This is a genomic window from Steroidobacter sp. (genome assembly GCF_016790065.1).
GTDB lineage: Bacteria > Pseudomonadota > Gammaproteobacteria > Steroidobacterales > Steroidobacteraceae > Steroidobacter.
This window is the reverse complement of record NZ_JAEUPY010000061.1, coordinates 1-18,007: the sequence shown is the minus strand read 5'-3', so window position 1 is coordinate 18,007 and position 18,007 is coordinate 1. Positions and strand designations below refer to the sequence as shown.

Here is an 18,007-nt window from a genome sequence, read left to right as displayed (position 1 = left end):
CTAAGAAGATGTTCTTGAATAACGCATGGTATGTGGCCGAGCTCTCGTCCGGGCTGGGAACGGGTCTGGTCCCGGTGCGCCTGTTGGGGCGCTCGTTGGTGCTCTATCGACTGAGCAACGGCGAAGTGGCGGCCTTGGAAGATGCTTGCCCGCATCGCAAGCTGCCGCTGTCGATGGGTCGCCGGCAAGGCGACCTGGTCGAGTGCGGCTATCACGGCATGATGTTCGACCGGGCCGGCGCCTGCCGGCGCGTGCCGGGAAATCAGCCAATCCCCGACACGGCTCGGGTTCGGAGCTATCCCGCCGTCGAACGCCAAGGTTTTATTTGGGTTTGGATGGGTGCGCCGGAGCTGGCCGATCCCGCCAGCATTTTCGACATCGAACACTGGGACAATCCCACTTGGGGTCGCACCGAGCCGGACGCCATGGCGGTTCGCTGCAGCTACCTGCACATCACCGACAACTTGCTCGACCCGACGCACGTCGCCTGGGTTCATCCAGACTCGTTCGGCGAGTCGGCCTGCGAGCAAACCCCGTTGCAGACCGAGGCGTTGTCGGGCGGGGTATTGGTGTCTAGGTGGATGTTGAGCGTGGATGTCGCGCCGTTTTATGTCCGCTACATGCGCTTTGCCGGCAAGGCGGATCGCAAGCAGCACTATGAAGTGCGCTTTCCCGGGCACGCTCGCATTCGGGCCGTGTTCACGCCGGCAGGCAACAGCGAGTCGCCGGACGCCGAGACGCATCCGGACACGTTCGTCATGGACAGCTACAACTTCCTGACGCCCATCGACGAGCGCACCACCCGTTACTTTTGGGTTCAGACGCGCAACTTCGCGCCGAATGATGTTGAGGTATCTCGCGACTTCGGCGAGTCAGTGCGTGGAGCGTTCGAAGAAGATAAAGCAGTGCTGGAGGCTGTGCAGTTGGGCATCGAGAATGCTCAATCGCCGTTCCAGCCGCTGTTCATCGATGCCGGGCCCGCACGCTTCCGACGCGAGCTGCAACGTCGCATCGACGCGGAGTCAAATGCCGATAGGTAGCGGCTCGACGCCCGGGCGGCAGTCGCGCAGTTGTTGGCGAAGATCGGCGTTCTGTTCGGCGTCGAGAAAGACGAAACGGCCGCGATCCCAGATCACCGTGTCATCGAATGTGATGGTGGCGTCGAACAGTTGACCGCAGATATCGCCGGGCAGGGCGCCGCACAGATGGAAGTGAGCGTAGCGCGGGCTGCCGAAGGCCACGCCGTTCCAACGATCCAAGTCGGTCAAGGCTGGGCGTAGAAAGTAAGTGAAAGGATTGATGCCGGCATGCCAGGAGCCGAGGCGCCGACCGTCGCCGCCGAAGCGTGCATCGACGTTGTCGAAGTGGGCAGTGATGGCCGAGGCGAGCGTCGGCTCGGCATCGACGCTGACGACTCGACCTTCGTCGAGCTGCAACTTGATCGGCGCAGGCAGCGGCACGACGCTGTCGGGATAATCGTGGACGCCGGTGGAGGTGAGTGCCAGAGTGAGCACCAACTGGCCGTTCAAGTGGTCCGCCGGAATCGGCGGCACGATCATGACCGGAAAGTTATCGACCGAGAATCCCGTGCTATCGGCCAGCGAACTCAACGCGGTGGCACTTTGCATGGTCAACTCGGTGCCAAGCGGGCAGCGGATGGTGTAGCGCTGTGCTTTTGCCAGCACCGCGACCACGCGACGGCGCAGTTCTTCGAGTGCGTCATAACCGGCGACACCGAAAGCGCTGCCCAAGTAACCCAGATCCAGTGTATAGGTAATGGCTTTGCGGCCAGGGCCGGGCAGCGGACTGAAGCGCAGCTGATCGCCGACGCGGTTTAGAAACAGGGTGTGCGAAGCTCGTTCGATTGCGTCGAACAGGGACTGCGGCACATCTTCCGGGCCGCGCCCTGGGGCGAGTACCGTGGTGGTTACTTTGGCGCCGAGCTGTGTGGCGTGGCTGGCGAGGAAGGTTGTGAGCGCGGTGTCGTAATGACCGAGCTCCGCGGGCTCGGCGACGATCAGCAATGTGTCACCAGCCTGCAGCTGCATGCAGTTGACCAACAGATTGTGTGCGCCGGCGGCCGGGTCGCCGGGGAGTAGAGAAGATTCCAAACGTGCGCTCATGCGCGCGAGGTTAGCTAATTCGAATGAGCATGGATATATCAAAATCAGTAGATGCGTTGTGGTACACGCGCTGTCCCGCGCCGACGGCGGCTTCGATTGCGATTCGCGAAGGTTGGCTGGAGCAGGAGTTCGCCAGCGATGGCATCGCCGTGCAATCGCTGGCATCGGCGCACGACCCTCGAGTGCATCTGTCTCATTACAATCATTCGCAACCCAATTCGTTTCGGTTCGGCGGTTATGTTCCTCCGCTGGTGTCCGCGTCGCGTGGCGCGGATCTGCGTGTACTCGGACTGAGCTGGCCAGATCGAACTGCAGCTGTGCTGGCGTTGCCCGACTCAGGCATGCGCGGCCCAGCCGATCTTCGCGGCGCGCGATTGAGTGTGCCGAAGCGCTTGAAAGACAGCACCGATTGGTGGCGCGCGCTGGTGCTTTCCGGCTATGAGAGTGCGCTCGAAGTGGCGGGGTTGAGTCTCGACGACGTGCGCTTGGTCGAGGTGAACATCGATCGTCCCTACATGGCGGATGCGACGGCTGGCCAAGCTGCAGGACAATCGCTTTGGGGAGCGCGCAGCCAGTTCGCTGTACAACGCGAAGAGATCACCGCTTTGTTACGCGGCGAGGTAGATGCGATCTACAGCGACGCGGCCATGGGTGAGATCGTCAAAGCGGCGTTCGGTCTGGTGACCGTCGTCGATCTGACCGCGCCGGAAGAGACCAACAATATTTCCATGGCGCAGCCGCTGGTGCTGACGGCCACTGGTAGTTTGGTGGAGCAGCGGCCGGACCTGGTGGTTCGCTGGATCACTCGATTGCTAGATGCGGATGCGTGGGCGCGTGCTCATCAGTCTCGCGTGTTACAGATCATCGCGCAGGACGTGGGCTTGCCCGAAGACTTCGTGCATGGAGCCTATTCGTCGCGCATCTATCAGCAGCTGGATGTTTCGATGTCGCCCTTGCGAGTGCGGATGCTCGAACAGAAAGCCGCCGAGCTGGAGCGCTGGGGATTTCTGCAACAGCCGCTGGATATGCGAGCATTGCTCGATCCGGCGCCGCTACAACAGGCGCAAGCCTTGTGGCGTGAGAGGAATCAGCGTGCTTGAGATGAATCGTCGCACTTGGCTGGCAGGGATGGGCCTGACACTGAGCGCCGCGTTGCTGGACGTGAGCTTGGGTGTCGCTGCGGCGGAAGATGCGAGCAAGATCTCGCTGTCGCTCAACGAGAATCCGTTTGGGCCGTCGCCGCGGGCCGTTGAGGCGATCTCCAAAGAGCTGTCACAACTGGCTCGTTACAACACCGAAGAACGCACGCAGCAGTTGATCGATGTCATTGCTGCGAAAGAGCAGGTGTCGCCCGAGCAAATCGTGCTTGGGGAAATTCTGGAGCCGCTGGGAGTGAAGCTCGGCTTGCACGGCGGTGCGGGCGGCGAGTTCATCTACTCCGTGCCTGGCTACACTGCGCTGGTGGATGCGGCGACGTCGGTAGGTGGTCGTGCAGTGATGGTGCCGCTCGATGCCAAGCTGCGTAACGATCTGCCGGCCATCGAAGCGAAAGTGAACGCGAAGACGCGCGCCGTGTTTCTAGTCGAGCCGCACAATCCTAGTGGCACTGTCAGCGAAATAGCGGCGCTCAAGCAATTCTTGCGTGACGTCTCGCAGCGTGCGCTGGTCATCGTCGATGAAGCGTACTTGGAATATTCAGAGGACTTCGCCACGCGATCTGCAGTCGATCTGGCGCGGGCAGGGGCGAACGTGCTGGTATTCAGAACGCTTGCGAAAGTCTATGGCTTGGCGGGTTTGGACATTGGCTACGGCATCGCGCCCAAGCCGATCGCGGACTTGTTGCGTTCGCAGGGGGTCGGGGCGCCGCGCTCGTTGAATCGGCTGGCTGTGGTCGCTGCCATCGCCAGTTTGCAGGATCAGCCGTTCGTCGATGACGTGCGACGCAAAGTCGCCGTGGAACGCAACCTGTGGCATCAGCTGCTACGGAGCTTGAAACTTCGTCACAGCGATGCGCAGGGAAATTTTGTGTTCTTCGATGCCAAACGTCCGCAAACTGAAGTTCGCGCGGCACTGGCCCAGCAGGGCATCGACATCGGTCGCGCGTTTCCCAGCTACGACACCTGGGCTCGCATCACCATCGGATTACCTCACGAGAACGCTCGTGCTCGTGAGGCAGTGAAGGCTCTGTTCAGTAGCCGATGGTGAATCGCTGGCGCAGGTGTTTAGCCTGCTCGGCTTCGTCGATCAGTGCGACGGCGTAGTCCTCGATGGAGATTTTGCTGTCGCCTTTGGCATCGGTGACCAGCTGATCGCCGCCCAGACGGAATTTGCCGGTGCGCTGGCCGGCGGCAATGCTGCCGGCGGGGCTGAAGTAGGTCCAGCGCACGTCGCTGACGGAACGGTAGTAGTCGAGCGCATCCTTCTGTCCGAGCACCTCGGCGCGATAGCGCTCAGGAACCTTGGTCACCAGCAACACGCCGGGCGCGATTTCCAGGCTGCCAGCACCGCCCACGGCGATCAGCCTTGGCGCGTTCGGTCCCAGTGACCGCAACGCTGTCACCAGCGATTCGGCAGCCTTGCGATAGATGGCGTAGTCAGGATTGTTGGCACGGTTCGCACCGACGGCGCTGATGACGACGTCATGCCCGGGCGCGAGTTTCGCGACCGATGCGCTGTCGAGCACATCGCCGGTCACGACTTTGAGACGGTCATGTTTTTCTTTGACGCGTGCCGGGTCGCGAGTAACCAGGGTTACTTCATGGCCTCGGTCGAGTGCTTCACGCACGATGCGCTGGCCGATGTTGCCCGTGCCGCCATACACGAGCAGATGCAGCGGTGTCGCTGCCTGCGCGGCAGATAAAGCAAATGTCAGAACCAGCCCAAGCAGCAGGTGACGACGAAATAATTGCACGGCAAGTCTCCGAGAGAGGCAGGCGGCCAGTATGTCCCAGGTACCGCCGGCGGCGAAGTTCCAGTTTGGTCTCAGGTCATGCCGTGCCGAGCGGTGGCACTGCTATGCTAGCCAGCAGTCTGGTCTCATGGGGCAGGTGAGTCGCTTGAAGAACAAGACCCAAAAAAACAAGACCCAGAAAACCTCTCGCAGTCAGCACGCGCGTTCGCTACCGGCGAGAGAGGCGCAGAAGGGCGCCAAGTCGCGTCTGCGGTGGGAAACCATCCTGCAGGCCGCCACCGAGCTGTTCAACAGAAAAGGTTTCCACGCCTCCTCGATGCAGGACATTGCCGATCTGGTCGGCATCAAGAAAGGCAGCCTTTACTACTACGTAGATACCAAGGAAGCGCTGCTGTTTGAGATCCTGCGTGACTTGCATCAAGGCGGCGAGGCGCTGGTCGAGGCTGCGAATTTCCGAACGATCGATGCACTCGGTGAACTGCGCTCGCTGTTGTTACAGATGGGCATCTATTCCGGCAAGCACGCCGACCGGATGGAAATCTTCAATCGTGACTTCGATTATCTGACGCCCAAACAGCAAAAGATGATTCTTTCCGAGCGCCGGCTGTATTGGGACGCGGTGGTCAAATTGATTCGACTCGCGATTCGTAGTGGTCAGGTGTCAGACACATTGGACGCCCGGGTCGCCGCGCAAGCCGCGCTCCGCTCGGTGGCGTCGATCTCCCGCTGGTACCGCACCAGTGGCGACCTGAAGATCGAGCAGATCGCCGCGCAGACGGCGGTGCTGATCGTGCAAGGCCTCGCCAATTACAACCGCCGCTGAAGCCTGCGCCTCGTCGCTGCGCCGGGCGCTGCAGAAAATCGACCGATAGGTCGAAAAAGTGCAGCTCGACCGCGCGCTGCTGCATCTGATTCCGGTTCGTTCAGCAGCAATAAGCGATGGATTGGGCCGCCATTCGCGGCGCTGTCACTGCCGCCAGTATCGCCAAAACTGCAACGCGTTATACTTTTCTTGACCTGCGCGCTGCAGATGGGTTAGAAATCGACCTGACGAAAGATAACTACGACCGTCGATTGGGGGATGATGATGAGGACTCCAGCAGCCGAATCACATTCGTCGGCAGCGAGCCGCTTCCTCGAGCGTGAGCACGGCTTGCTCGTCGGTGACTCGCGTCCCGGTGCCATCACCGGCGAACGTTTCGACACCCGTAATCCCGCGACCGGTCAGGTCATTGCCAGCGTTGCGAAGGCCAGCGGCCCCGATATCGATCGCGCCGTAAAGGCAGCGCGCGACGCGTTCGAAACCGGTGCATGGCGCGGCATGTCAGCGGCGACCCGTGCGCGGTTGATGTTGCGATATGCCGATCTGCTGGAACAGAACGTCGATGAACTAGTCGAGCTCGAAGTGCTCGACAACGGCATGCCCAAAGGCTTTGCGCAGTGGGGAGTGGCAGCGTCGGCCTCGTGGCTTCGGCACTTCGCCGGCATGACAGGCCGAGCCATCGGCCAGAACACATCGGCTGCAACTTCCGGCGACGGCGCACGATTTCATTCCTACTCGGCACTCGAGCCCGTAGGTGTGGTCGGCCTGGTGATTCCCTGGAATGGGCCTATCGCTACTTTCATGATCAAAGTAGCGCCGGCACTAGCAGCCGGTTGCACTTGTGTGGTGAAGCCGGCTGAAGACACACCACTTACCGCACTAAGGCTTGGTGAACTCGCTCTGCAAGCAGGCTTTCCGCCGGGCGTGCTCAATGTCGTGCCGGGTTATGGCGATGCCGGCGCCGCGCTGGTGGCGCATCCTGGCGTCGACAAGATTTCGTTTACGGGTTCTACGGCGACCGGCAAGCAAGTCCTGAAATCTGCGGCGGACAGTATCAAGCGAGTCACATTGGAACTGGGTGGCAAGTCACCTTGCGTGGTATTCGACGACGCTGACATGGACAAGGCGATTGCCGGCGCCGCGATGGCGATCTTCGCCAACTCCGGGCAGGTGTGTTTCGCAGGCTCGCGCTTGTATGTGCAGCGCCGCTCCTTCGAGCGTGTCGTCGAAGGCGTCGCGAGCTTCGCTAAGTCGCTGAAAGTAGGTTCCGGTCTGGACGCCGGCAATCAGATCGGGCCGCTGATCTCCGACAAGCAGCTCAAGCGCGTCGCGGACTACATCGCGTTGGGTCAGAGTGAAGGCGGCGCAGTCGTTGCCGGCGGCAAGAGCTACGGCGGCGACGGCTTTTTCATCGAGCCCACGGTGTTCACCAATCTCGCGGCCGGCGCGCGGATGGCGCGTGAAGAAATATTCGGACCGGTAGTAGTTGCAACGCCGTTCGATGATTTCGACGAAGTGGTCGCACTGGCGAACGACACCAACTACGGGCTCGGTGCCGGCATCTTCACCAGCAGCCTGGATAAAGCGCACACGCTTGCGAGCCGCCTGCGCGCCGGCAACGTGTGGATCAACTGCTATGGTGTGACTCATCCGTCCATGCCATTCGGCGGTTACAAAGAATCCGGCATCGGTCGGGAGATGGGTGACGAAGGCTTCAAGGCCTTTCTGGAGTCGAAGGCCGTCTATGTCGCGCTCGGCAACGTCTGAGGCGCGTGCTGACATGACATCGCAACGACAGCCAGCTGCCCCCGACGTGCAGGCTTTCCTCGACAGCATCGCGGGACAGCCGCCGTTCCGCTCGCTGCCGATTGCCGACGCACGTGCTGCCGTACGCCAGATTGCAGCGGCGCTCGATTTGCCTCCCGATCCTTCAGTCGAGAGCGAGGGCATCTCTCTCGACATCGACGGCATTCGTCAGCTGCGGGCGCGCGTTTTCGTTCCGGTCGGAGCCACCGTGCCGGGTCCAACCATCGTTTATTTTCATGGCGGTGGTTGGACGACTGGCGATATCGACACTCATGACAGCCTGTGCCGATCCATCGCGGCGTGTACCAAACTGCGACTCCTCAGCGTCGACTATCGGCTCGCACCCGAGGCCACATTTCCGTCCGCCTACGACGATGCACTGGCTGCGACTCGACTCGTGCTCTCAGAGACGCTTCCACAGTTGGTCGGCACACGAGGCGTCATTGTCGCTGGTGACAGTGCTGGCGGTGGACTTGCAGCCGCGGTCGCGCACCAGCTTCGCAGCGACGGCGGGGTGCGTGCCCAATTGCTGCTGTATCCGGTTCTCGATGTCGCCGGCCGAGGCGGCTCGTATTCGGAATGCGCCGAGGGCTATCTGCTCGAAGCGGCGGACATGGAAAGTTTCATCGATGCCTATGTACCCGAGCGATCGCAACGTAGCGACTGGCGTTGTTCGCCACTGCTTGCTGAGTCGTTCGAGAAACTGCCGCCACTGGCACTGCTTACTTGCGGTCTCGATCCGCTCAGAGATGAAGGCCGCAGCTACGCAGCGAGATGCGTGCAGGCGGGAGTCGCCGTGAATTTCGTCGAGGCACCGGGCCATATGCACGGCGTCGCGATGCTCAGGCACGCGATCCCGTCATCGCAGCGGATTCTCGAACGCGTGTGTACCGGACTGATGACACTGCTTTAGCGAACATATAAATCAGCTGGAAGGGGGAGTAATCGTGAACTACATGAAGAGCTCTGAGTTGCAATGGGCCACGCGTAGTGTGCTGCTGATGGCGGCAGTCGCATGCGCGATGGGATCGACACCGGTCGTTGCGCAAGAAACATCCAAGGTCGGCGCTACCGCCGACAAGCCGCTGGAAGAAGTCATCGTGACTGCACGCCAGCGAGAGGAAAGTTTGCTCGAGGCGCCCGTGGCGGTAACGGCCATAGGTGCCGAACAGCTGGCCACCTTTGGTGCGCGAGATGCACGTGATTTAGCACGACAGGTGCCATCGCTCGCAATCGATCGCTCATCGAGCGGCGGCGGCGGTGTGATCGTGCTGCGTGGTATCGGCTCTTCGCCATCGAACGCCGGCTTCGATCAAGCCGTTGCAGTGAACGTCGACGGCGTGCAGACCGGCCGCGCGCGCATCATCGATTTCGGCATGCTCGACCTGAAGCAGGTCGAAGTGATGAAAGGACCGCAGGCATTGTTCTTCGGCAAAAACAGCCCAGCGGGCGTCATCAACATGACCTCCGCATCACCCACCAGCGAGTTCGAAGGTTACGTTCGCGCCGGTTACGAGTTCGAGGCTGACGAGTACATCACCGAAGGCGTGGTCTCCGGACCACTCACGGACGCTCTGTCAGGCCGCGTTGCGCTACGTTACAGCGAGATGGACGGATGGCTCAGGAACACGGCGGGGCAGTTGAGCAGCTCGCCATTCGCCGGGCCCAGCAACTTGCCGCAGCGGCCGGAAACCGATCGGCCGGGCGATGAGAACTTCCTCGGTCGCGTCAGCTTCGCGTTGCGTCCGGACGGCAGTCCATTCAGCGCCGAGTTGAAACTCGCTGGCATGAAGCACACTGACGATGGTCCATCCGCCGGACAGGAAGTCATCAACTGCGGCGCCTTCGCTACGCCGGTGGTGATCTATGCAGGTATTCCCACGGTCGCGGCCGATCCGTACGGCGATTGCAAACTCGACGGCAGATATTCCAATGGCGGCTTGCCCAACGGCTACGCCGACAACTGGCCAGTGGCAGAGCAGTTCCCGTACACCGACACCAAGATGGTGCTCGGCAGCCTGGCGATCAACTACGACGGTGATCGCTTCGGCGGTGCGTCCGTCACGGGCTACTACAACAGCGACACCAAGTACTTCGACAACTACGACGGCACCGTCTACATGGCGTACGACGCGGCCGAGCACGAGAAATTCAGGTCGGTGAGTCAGGAATTCCGCTTGTTCTCGAAGTTCGATTCGCCGCTCAACTTCATGGTCGGCACGTATTACCAGGACACCACGCTCGATTTCACCAACACGGTGTTGATCGCGCCGCTGCCGGCCGACGCGACGACCGGCAAGCGTCACACCTGGGAGAAGCCGGGCAGCACTGAAGGGCAGACGCTTTCCGCATTCGGTCAGCTCACTTGGGACATCACGTCGCAAATCGAACTGGCTGGTGGCGTTCGTTACACCGAAGAAAAGAAAGACTCTTGGCTGACCAACGCCTGGGTGCATCCGCCGCTGTCGGGCACTGCGCTCGCACCTCAGGGCAAGATGTTTACGGATAACTTCAAGGACGACAATTTGTCGCCGGAAGCGACGCTGACGTGGCGGCCCACCGAAGACTTCACTGCTTACGTCGGCTACAAAACCGGCTACAAGTCGGGCGGCTTCGGCATCAGCACGAATCTGGTACCGGCCACCATCACCGTCGATTCGATCCGGTTCAAGTCCGAAGAGATCGACGGCTTCGAAGGCGGCGTGAAGTCTCGGCTGCTCGACGGCCGAGTGGTGCTGACGAGCAACGTCTACACCTACGACTACACCAATCTGCAGGTCACATCGTTCAACGCTGCGACCACCAGCTTCATCATTTCGAACGCGGCTTCGGCCACGATCAAAGGTATCGAAGCTGAAGTCTCGGCGCGGCCGCTCGACTGGCTGACCCTCAACGGCGGCGCTGCATACAACAAGGCCCGCTTCGACGACTATCTCGCGCAATGCTGGGGCGGTCAGACGGCCGCTCAGGGATGTAACGTAGCAAACGGCAATGGCAGCTTCTCGTGGCAGCGTTCTGGCCAGGCATTGTCGCGCGCGCCGGATTTCACAGCTAACGGCGGCTTCGACGCGAAAGTGGCGCTCGGCGACAACTACACGCTCACCATCGCCGGCAATGCGCGTTTCAGCGACGACTACGTCGCTGCGGACAACGGCAATCCCTTCGGTGAACAGTCGGCCTTCTGGCTGTTCGATGCGAACCTGAGCATCGGTCCTGCGGACGAGCGTTGGCAGTTGTCGTTGATCGGCAAGAATCTCACGAACGAGTTCTACACCTCATATGTCGCCGAGAAGCCGGGCTCGCCGGTGGTGGCGGGTACGACGGTGCAACTGCTCGGGCTCGCGAATCGGAGTCGCCAGGTGCTGTTCCAGGGCACGTTCAAGTTCTGATCCGAGGCGAGCGATGCAGTCGAGCAAGGTTCCGGTCATCGTTGGCGTCGGTCAGATCAATGATCTGGGCGACGCCAACGCGCAGCCGCTGGACGTCATCCAGCTGATGCAGGCCGCATTGTCGAACGCCGACCGTGATGCGGGCGGCGGCGTGTTGGCGCAGCTCGACTTCTTGGGCGTCGAGAACCATATGAGCGGCAGCGTCGCGCCTTGGCCGGGCACGGAGCCGTTCATACCGCATCTGGTCGAGGCCACGGGGCTCGCGCCCAGAACATCGTTGCTGACGGAGACTCCGAGCGGCGATGGGCCGATCTTTCTGCTGAATCACGCAGCCAATTTGATAGCGTCTGGAGAGATCGAAGTCGCCGCGCTGGTAGGAGGGGAGGCGTTACGCACGGCTGCACGACGTAGCGCCGCCGAGACCGGCCAATCACAGAATGCGATCAAGCAGTTTCTGGATGCGACCGTCCGGCCGTTCTTGCGCAAGTATGGACTGACGACACCGACCGATGTTTATCCACTCTACGAAACGGCCACGCGAGCTGCGTGGGGTCAGAGTTTCGTAGAGGCGCAGCGCGAGACCGCTGTCATGTGGGCTGCCTACTCGCAAGCCGCTGCAGCGAATGACGGAGCGTGCATTCGCGAGCCACTGACTCCTGAGCAGATCGCAACCGTCTCGGATCGCAATCGGATGATCACGTTTCCTTACACCAAACTCATGGTCGCAAACAGCGCTGTGAACCAAGGTGCTGCCGTCATCGTCACAAGCCTCGAACGTGCGCGACGCATGGGCATTGGCGAGGATCGCATTGTCTACATCGGCGCTGGCGCGGCGGCCCATGAAAGCGACGACTTCCTCGCGCGTGATTCCTATGTTCATTCGCGAGCCATGGAAGTTTCCATTGGAAAAACGCTCGAACTGAATCGGCTGGGGCCGGACGATCTGGACCATGTCGAGCTGTACAACTGTTTTCCATGTGTTGCGAAGATGGCGCGACGCGCACTCGGCTGGCCGCTCGATCGCTCGCCGAGCGTGTATGGCGGGCTCAGCTTTGGTGGCGGGCCCGTCGGCAATTGCATGATGCACGCCATCGTGATGATGACTCGCAAGCTGCGGGATCATGGCAAGCACGGCTTCATATTTGCTAACGGTGGCTTCGCGACTCACAACCATTCAATCGTGCTATCTCGCGCGCCGGCTGCAGATGCGGCTACGTTGCCGCGCGACTTCGATTTCCAGTCCGATGCGGATCGTCGCCGAGGAAACGTACCGATATTCGATGAAGAGTACGTGGGGCCGGGGCGCATCGAAGCCTATTCCGTGCCGCATGGACGCGATGGACGTCCGAGCTTCGGCACCATCGTCGCTCGCTCACCCGACGACCGGCGCTTCGTGTGCCGCGTTCCTCATGACGATCAAGCAGGGCTCGACTTCCTGGTGTCGGGCGAGGTCGAGCCGGTGGGGTCGCTCGGCGTCTGCGTGAAGTCGGACGACGGTTATCACTATTGGCGGTGGACGTGATGACGGAAGAAACCCACACCGAGCTATTGGCGGAATCCGTCCGGCGCATGCTGGCGGGTGACGCGCGCTGGTCTGATGTCGTCGAGCAGGGACTCACGGGCTTTTTCTCGGGAGAGCACTCTGAATCGCTCGAAGACCTGCTCGTCGTCATGATCGAGATGGGGCGTCGCGCGTCGGCGCTTCCCGTGCTCGAAGCAGCAATTGCAAACCGTTATGGCCGCGGGCTGGCTGCTGCCAACTCTCGCTTGGCGCTGGCGATCGGCACTCTCAGTGGGAAAGAGCATGCCGACAACCTGGTGTTCGACTCGCAGCGAGTGCTCGGGCCGGCGCGATTCGTTGAAGGCGCGGCTGACGCGGATGCGTGGCTGGTGCTCACCGACGATTGCCATCTATGCGCCGTCGCGCGCGGAGCCGAGGGAGCCACGCTGCAGTCGACGCCGGCGCTTGCACCCGGATTCGCTGATCTGCATCTGTGGTCGCCCGCGCGTTCGCGCCGGCTGACGCCAGATCAGTGTGCTGAACTTGTAGCCATCGCTCGGCTCGGCTGGGCGGCCCGCGCCTATGGCGCCGCGCTCGAAGGCTTCGAAGCGTTCCTTCATTACGGCAAGGAGCGCAAACAGTTCGGGCAACCCATCGCGTCATTCCAAGCGATTCAGCACAAAGCGGCGAATAGTCACATGACTCTCGAGGGTTGCCGCCTCCAGCTGGCCGCTGCGGGGCGGGCGCACGACGAGGGTGCTGCAAATTGGCGTGCGCTGGCTGTGTCTGCGACCGCATTCGCTGCTGGCGGTCTACGCAAGGTCGCGCTCGAGACTCAGCATTGCTTCGGCGCCATCGGATTCGCGGAAGAACATCAAGCGCCAGCACTGTTCCGACGTGTGCACGCGGACGTGGTGCGTTTGGGCGGTGTCACGAAAGCGAGAGCCGAGCTTGCGGACTTCGTGTTGGCTGGCGGTCGAGCTGGTGTCGATGCGCTGTTTGGTCGCGCTGACGATCCGGTCGCGCCGTTCCGTTCGCGCTTTCGCAAGTGGCTCGCGCGGTACTGGTCGTCTAACGAGCGCGATGAGTTGCGAGCCCGCGCTGAAGGCGATCGCACCTGGGATCTCAGTTTCGCTGAGCGCCTAGGCAGCGCGGGCTGGACCACACTCAACTGGCCTAAAGCTGCTGGAGGTCTTGAAGCGACGCCGCTCGAGCAACTTGCTTATGCGGAAGAGTTGCATAGGGCGGGGGCCACGGATCATGCGCTGATCTGCAGCTGCCGCGTAATGGCGCCGGAGATCATCGCGCACGGCTCGCAGACGCTGAAAGATGCTCTGCTGCCAGGATTGCGCGCCGGCAAGATTACGGGTTGCCTCGGCTATAGCGAGCCCGAGGCTGGTTCGGATCTCGCCAGCCTGAGAACACGCGCGGTTCGTGATGGCGATGCGTACTTCGTCAACGGACAGAAGATCTGGACCACAGACGGTCATCGCGCCTCGCACATGTTGCTGGCCGCGCGCACCCATCCCGATCCGAAATTGCGCCACGCGGGCATCAGTCTGTTCATTGTGCCCATGAGCACTCCTGGCATCACCGTGCATCCGATGGAGGCGATGTATGGGCAGAAGTTCTGCAGCGTCTTCTTCGACAACGTGCGTGTCTCAGTCGACTGGCGACTCGGCGAGGAGAACACGGGCTGGGCGATTCTCGCAGGCGCACTCGCCAACGAACGTATCGCAATGGGTGGCCTCGCAATCCGCGTGCAGGCGCTCCTTGGAGGGATCGTGCAGTCAGTGCAATCGCGGCCGCAACTCGTGCAGCAGTCGTTGACTCGTGATCGCATCGGTCAGCTCACCGCAGAGTTGGTCACGAGCCGCCTGCTCGTGGCGCAGTCGCTTGAGCCAGCGTCGCCGGGCACGCCGCAGCTCGCACAAGCCGCCATGGCCAAAGTTTTCGCTAGCGAGCTCGCACAGACGATCTGCGAGTCGGCGCTTGATTTGCTCGGCGCGTCGGCGCTGCTCAGCCACGGCGCGGACAACGTGCCGGCCGACGGCGACATCGAGCTACTGCTGAGGTCGACCATCATGTTCGTGGTCGGCGGCGGCAGCAACGAGATTCAACGGAACATCATCGCGCAGCGTGGCCTGGGGCTAGGTCGCTGAGCTGCGCATCCACAGATCATCGAGAGTCACAACGATGGAACCCATCAAGAGTCTGGTAGGCGCGGAATTCCCGCTGTTCGCCTTCAGTCATTGTCGAGACGTCGTTGCCGCGGTCAGTCGGGCCGGCGGATTCGGCGTACTGGGCGGCAGCAGCTTCACGCCGGAATCGCTCGAGCGAGAGTTGAAATGGATCGACGAGCATGTGAACGGGATGCCGTACGGCGTCGACATCCTGGTACCCGAGCATCAGTCACTCGGGCCCGCCACTGACTTCGCCTCGCTGGCGGCGCAAGTTCCGAAGCAGCACATCGACTTCGCGGTGGAGCTGCTACGTAAACACGGCATCGCCGTGCAGCCCGAGGATGTCATCGACAAGTTGCCACCGGCGACATTGCCGGAAGTTGGCGAAGCGTTGATGGACGTAGCGTTCCGCCATCCGATTCGTCTCATCGTCAACGCGTTGGGCATCGCGCCGCCCTCGATGATCGAGCGCGCACGGCGTCATGGCATTCCTGTCGGTGCGCTCGTGGGTGCGAAGGAGCACGCGATCCGCCAGGTGAAGGCCGGCGTGGATATCTTGATCGCACAAGGCGCGGAGGCGGGCGGCCATTGCGGTGAGGTTTCCACGCTCGTGCTGGTGCCGGAAGTGATCCGCGCGATCAAGCCTATTCGCGATGTGCCCGTGCTTGCCGCGGGCGGGATCATGAATGGTGCGCAGATGGCAGGCTGCATGGCGATGGGTGCCGCTGGTGCGTGGACCGGCTCCGTGTGGCTCGCGACTGCTGAAGCAGAGACGTCCGAAACATTCAAACAAAAGATGATCGCGGCCGGCTCGCGCGACACGATTCGTTCGAAGTCGCGCACCGGCAAGCCGAGCCGGCAGTTGAAATCCAGTTGGCACGACGCTTGGGACGGGCCGGACAGTCCAGGCGCGTTGCCCATGCCCATCATGGCGATGATCAGCATCCCGACATTCGCTCGCATCGACAAAGCAGCGGACGCCGGTAACGCAGCTGCGAAGGATCTTGTGAGCTATTGGGTGGGGCAGGGCGTCGGCCTCATCGATGCCGTGCGTCCGGCCTCCGCCGTGGTACGCGAGTTCCAGCAGGAGTTCGCCGACGCAGTCGAACGCCTCACGGCGACCATCGAGAGCTGAGGTTCGCCATGAATGCCAGCACCAAGAAAATCGACGACGACCGCGCGCGCGAGCATCGGCTGACCAAGCTGTTCCGCCCGAGCAGCATCGTACTTGTCGGCGCGACGGAGAAGTCTGCGTGGACCGGCTTCATCGTGCAGAACCTGCGCGACTTCGCTTTCGACGGCTACGTGTGCGCTGTCAATCGCAACGGCGTCGACGTGATGGGTATCAAGGGATACGCATCTTGTCGCGACATCGGGCGCGACATCGACGTCGCTTTCATCTTCGTACCGCAGTCCGCGGTTATCGAGGCGCTCCAAGACGCCGCAGCCGCGGGCATTCGCAACGCTGCGATCTTGACCTCGGGTTACGCAGAGATCGGCGAGCGTGGAGAAGTTCTGCAGCAGCAACTTCTCGACAAGGCACACGAACTGGGGATGAACATTTGGGGGCCGAACTCGCTCGGCTATAACAACGTCAGCGCTCGCGCGCCGGTGTCATCCGTACCAGCAGTGCTACCGCTGCTGCCGCCACGGATCGCCATCGTCTCGCAGAGCGGAGCGACCGCCAGCGAGCTGAATGAGTTCGCGCACAGCCAGAACATCGGCACGAGCTTCGTCGCTGCGACCGGCAATGAAGCGCAACTCAGTCTCGCTGACGTCATCGACTATCTCGTCGACGATGTCGACACGCGCGCAATTGCCGTGTTCGCGGAATCGATACGCGATCCGGCGCTCTTTGCGGCGGCGGCGGAGCGATGCCGCGAGCGACGCAAGCCCATCGTGATACTGAAGATCGGTCGCAGCGAACTCGCGGGCGAAGTCGCGAAGGCGCACACGGGATCTCTGGCCGGCAACGACAAAGTGTTCGATGCAGTCTGCGCGCGACTGGGCGTGATTCGCGTGCACACCGTTGAGGATCTGGTCGTCACCGCAGGTCTGCTCGCGGCCACTGGTCCGCTGCCGGCGCCGGGGCTGGGCTTTATCTCAATCTCGGGTGGCGCGTGCACGCTGGTTGCGGACGGCGCGGAGGCTTGCGGCACCAGTGTTCCGGCATTCCCGGCTGAGACGACCGATGTTCTAAAGACATTGATCGCGGACTTCGCGTCCTCGATGAATCCTCTGGATGTCACCGGAGCGGCGGTCCGTGATCCGACCTTGCTGGAACGTTTGATTCCAGTCGCGGCGGCTGCGCCTCCTATTGGCATCGTCGGCGTCAACATCGGCATTCCAACCGTTGAAGGTGCCGTAGCGCTGCCGGCGGGACTTGCTGCGATCGGGCGCGCCGTGAAGACGATCGACAAGCCTGCGGTCATGGTGCTGACGACCGTCAAGACGCTCACCGACGTCACACGACGCGCGATTGCGGAACACGAGTTGCCACACGTGGTGTGCGGCATCGACCCGATGTTACGCGCGGTCAGCAAAGCGGCCTGGTGGTCTCAGCGGCTCGCAGCGCCGTCGCCACCGCTGCGGTTGCCCACTGCCGATGATCTAGCCGTTGTATCTAAACCCGATCTTGCGAATGAACGCGCGGTGCTCGACTTCCTGGCATCCCACGGTGTGCCGGTGATTCCGGCAAAGATCATCCACTCGCGTGCGGATGTTCAGTCGCTGGGTTTGAGTGGCCCACTCGCGCTGAAAATTCTCTCGCCTGACATTGCGCATAAGACCGAAGTAGGAGGCGTGCGTCTCAACGTTGCTGCGGCCGATGCAGATACGGCTTACAGCGAGTTGCTAAAGACCGTGCGGTCACACAAGCCTGACGCGCGTATCGACGGCGTGATTGCCTCGCCGATGCGGTCGGGTGGTGTTGAGCTGCTTGTCGGCGTGCGACACGACGCGACCTGGGGCCCGACGATCACCATCGGCTTCGGCGGCGTGCTGGTCGAACTTCTTGCAGACGTTGCTATCGCGGCGCTGCCGGTCGATCGCGCGCAAGTCCTCGACATGCTGTCCCGCTTGCGTGGCCGGAAGCTCCTGCAGGGCTTCCGCAACTCGGCCGCGACCGACATCAATCAACTCGCCGACGTCATCGTGAACATTGGCAGCGCCGCACTCGCGCTCGGTCCCGCGCTCGATTCACTCGAAGTCAATCCGCTCCTGGTTCGCGGCAACGAGATCGAAGCATTGGACGGGCTGGTCATCTGGAGAT

The 18,007-nt window shown here is 61.9% G+C and carries 14 protein-coding genes; 12 read left to right on the top strand and 2 right to left on the bottom strand.

The window, feature by feature from the left end:
• Positions 1 to 1,040 (top strand): aromatic ring-hydroxylating dioxygenase subunit alpha (locus JNL55_RS02380; protein WP_293848769.1); only part of this gene is annotated, 1,040 nt, incomplete at its 5' end.
• Here JNL55_RS02380 and JNL55_RS02375 read toward each other — a convergent pair.
• Positions 1,023 to 2,123, bottom strand: a complete 1,101-nt coding sequence (locus JNL55_RS02375; RefSeq protein WP_293848767.1) for a hypothetical protein — start codon at positions 2,121 to 2,123, stop codon at positions 1,023 to 1,025. The genes JNL55_RS02380 and JNL55_RS02375 overlap by 18 nt on opposite strands.
• A gap of 29 nt (positions 2,124 to 2,152) precedes the next feature.
• Here JNL55_RS02375 and JNL55_RS02370 point away from each other — a divergent pair, with 29 nt between their 5' ends.
• Both JNL55_RS02370 and JNL55_RS02365 read left to right on the top strand, forming a co-directional pair.
• A complete protein-coding gene (locus JNL55_RS02370) occupies positions 2,153 to 3,223 on the top strand; it encodes an ABC transporter substrate-binding protein (protein WP_293848765.1) in 1,071 nt (356 codons plus the stop codon).
• A 1-nt stretch (position 3,224) separates the two neighbouring features.
• The gene (locus tag JNL55_RS02365; protein WP_293848772.1) at positions 3,225 to 4,328 is read left to right on the top strand and encodes a pyridoxal phosphate-dependent aminotransferase; all 1,104 of its coding nucleotides are present in this window, start codon (positions 3,225 to 3,227) and stop codon (positions 4,326 to 4,328) included.
• Here the strand turns inward: JNL55_RS02365 and JNL55_RS02360 are convergent.
• The gene (locus tag JNL55_RS02360; protein WP_415922986.1) at positions 4,312 to 4,956 is read right to left on the bottom strand and encodes an NAD(P)-dependent oxidoreductase; all 645 of its coding nucleotides are present in this window, start codon (positions 4,954 to 4,956) and stop codon (positions 4,312 to 4,314) included. The two genes, JNL55_RS02365 and JNL55_RS02360, sit on opposite strands and share 17 nt — an antisense overlap.
• Before the next feature lie 223 nt (positions 4,957 to 5,179).
• Between JNL55_RS02360 and JNL55_RS02355 the strand changes: the two genes are divergently transcribed.
• From JNL55_RS02355 to JNL55_RS02315, 9 genes are all read left to right on the top strand, one after another.
• A complete protein-coding gene (locus tag JNL55_RS02355) occupies positions 5,180 to 5,857 on the top strand; it encodes a TetR/AcrR family transcriptional regulator (protein ID WP_293848760.1) in 678 nt (225 codons plus the stop codon).
• A gap of 116 nt (positions 5,858 to 5,973) precedes the next feature.
• Positions 5,974 to 6,180 carry a hypothetical protein gene (locus JNL55_RS02350; protein WP_293848758.1) on the top strand — a complete coding sequence of 69 codons (207 nt, stop codon included), beginning with the start codon at positions 5,974 to 5,976 and terminating at the stop codon, positions 6,178 to 6,180.
• Positions 6,122 to 7,624, top strand: coding sequence for an aldehyde dehydrogenase family protein (locus tag JNL55_RS02345; protein ID WP_293848756.1), 1,503 nt, complete (start codon positions 6,122 to 6,124; stop codon positions 7,622 to 7,624). The genes JNL55_RS02350 and JNL55_RS02345 overlap by 59 nt, the downstream gene beginning before the upstream one ends.
• A 13-nt stretch (positions 7,625 to 7,637) precedes the next feature.
• Complete coding sequence (locus JNL55_RS02340) at positions 7,638 to 8,576, top strand: alpha/beta hydrolase (RefSeq protein WP_293848755.1); 939 nt, start codon at positions 7,638 to 7,640, stop codon at positions 8,574 to 8,576.
• Positions 8,577 to 8,619: 43 nt separating this feature from the next.
• Positions 8,620 to 11,052 (top strand): TonB-dependent receptor, encoded by a 2,433-nt coding sequence (locus JNL55_RS02335; RefSeq protein ID WP_293848770.1) that lies wholly within the window; start codon positions 8,620 to 8,622, stop codon positions 11,050 to 11,052.
• 13 nt (positions 11,053 to 11,065) lie between these two features.
• Positions 11,066 to 12,574 carry a hypothetical protein gene (locus JNL55_RS02330; protein ID WP_293848753.1) on the top strand — a complete coding sequence of 503 codons (1,509 nt, stop codon included), beginning with the start codon at positions 11,066 to 11,068 and terminating at the stop codon, positions 12,572 to 12,574.
• Positions 12,574 to 14,715 (top strand): acyl-CoA dehydrogenase family protein, encoded by a 2,142-nt coding sequence (locus tag JNL55_RS02325; protein ID WP_293848751.1) that lies wholly within the window; start codon positions 12,574 to 12,576, stop codon positions 14,713 to 14,715. Before JNL55_RS02330 ends, JNL55_RS02325 begins: the two co-directional genes overlap by 1 nt.
• A 34-nt stretch (positions 14,716 to 14,749) precedes the next feature.
• A complete protein-coding gene (locus tag JNL55_RS02320; protein ID WP_293848749.1) occupies positions 14,750 to 15,871 on the top strand; it encodes an NAD(P)H-dependent flavin oxidoreductase in 1,122 nt (373 codons plus the stop codon).
• 8 nt (positions 15,872 to 15,879) lie between these two features.
• Positions 15,880 to 18,007 (top strand): acetate--CoA ligase family protein (locus JNL55_RS02315; RefSeq protein ID WP_293848747.1); only part of this gene is annotated, 2,128 nt, incomplete at its 3' end.

What these genes read in the sequence shown, in the direction of transcription:
- JNL55_RS02330 (WP_293848753.1), top strand. Translation starts at nt 11,066, where the DNA reads ATGCAGTCGAGCAAGGTTCCGGTCATCGTTGGCGTCGGTCAGATCAAT.
- JNL55_RS02375 (WP_293848767.1), bottom strand. Translation starts at nt 2,123, where the DNA reads ATGAGCGCACGTTTGGAATCTTCTCTACTCCCCGGCGACCCGGCCGCC.
- JNL55_RS02335 (WP_293848770.1), top strand. Translation starts at nt 8,620, where the DNA reads ATGAAGAGCTCTGAGTTGCAATGGGCCACGCGTAGTGTGCTGCTGATG.
- JNL55_RS02340 (WP_293848755.1), top strand. Translation starts at nt 7,638, where the DNA reads ATGACATCGCAACGACAGCCAGCTGCCCCCGACGTGCAGGCTTTCCTC.
- JNL55_RS02320 (WP_293848749.1), top strand. Translation starts at nt 14,750, where the DNA reads ATGGAACCCATCAAGAGTCTGGTAGGCGCGGAATTCCCGCTGTTCGCC.
- JNL55_RS02350 (WP_293848758.1), top strand. Translation starts at nt 5,974, where the DNA reads ATGGATTGGGCCGCCATTCGCGGCGCTGTCACTGCCGCCAGTATCGCC.
- JNL55_RS02370 (WP_293848765.1), top strand. Translation starts at nt 2,153, where the DNA reads ATGGATATATCAAAATCAGTAGATGCGTTGTGGTACACGCGCTGTCCC.
- JNL55_RS02365 (WP_293848772.1), top strand. Translation starts at nt 3,225, where the DNA reads ATGAATCGTCGCACTTGGCTGGCAGGGATGGGCCTGACACTGAGCGCC.
- JNL55_RS02325 (WP_293848751.1), top strand. Translation starts at nt 12,574, where the DNA reads ATGACGGAAGAAACCCACACCGAGCTATTGGCGGAATCCGTCCGGCGC.
- JNL55_RS02345 (WP_293848756.1), top strand. Translation starts at nt 6,122, where the DNA reads ATGAGGACTCCAGCAGCCGAATCACATTCGTCGGCAGCGAGCCGCTTC.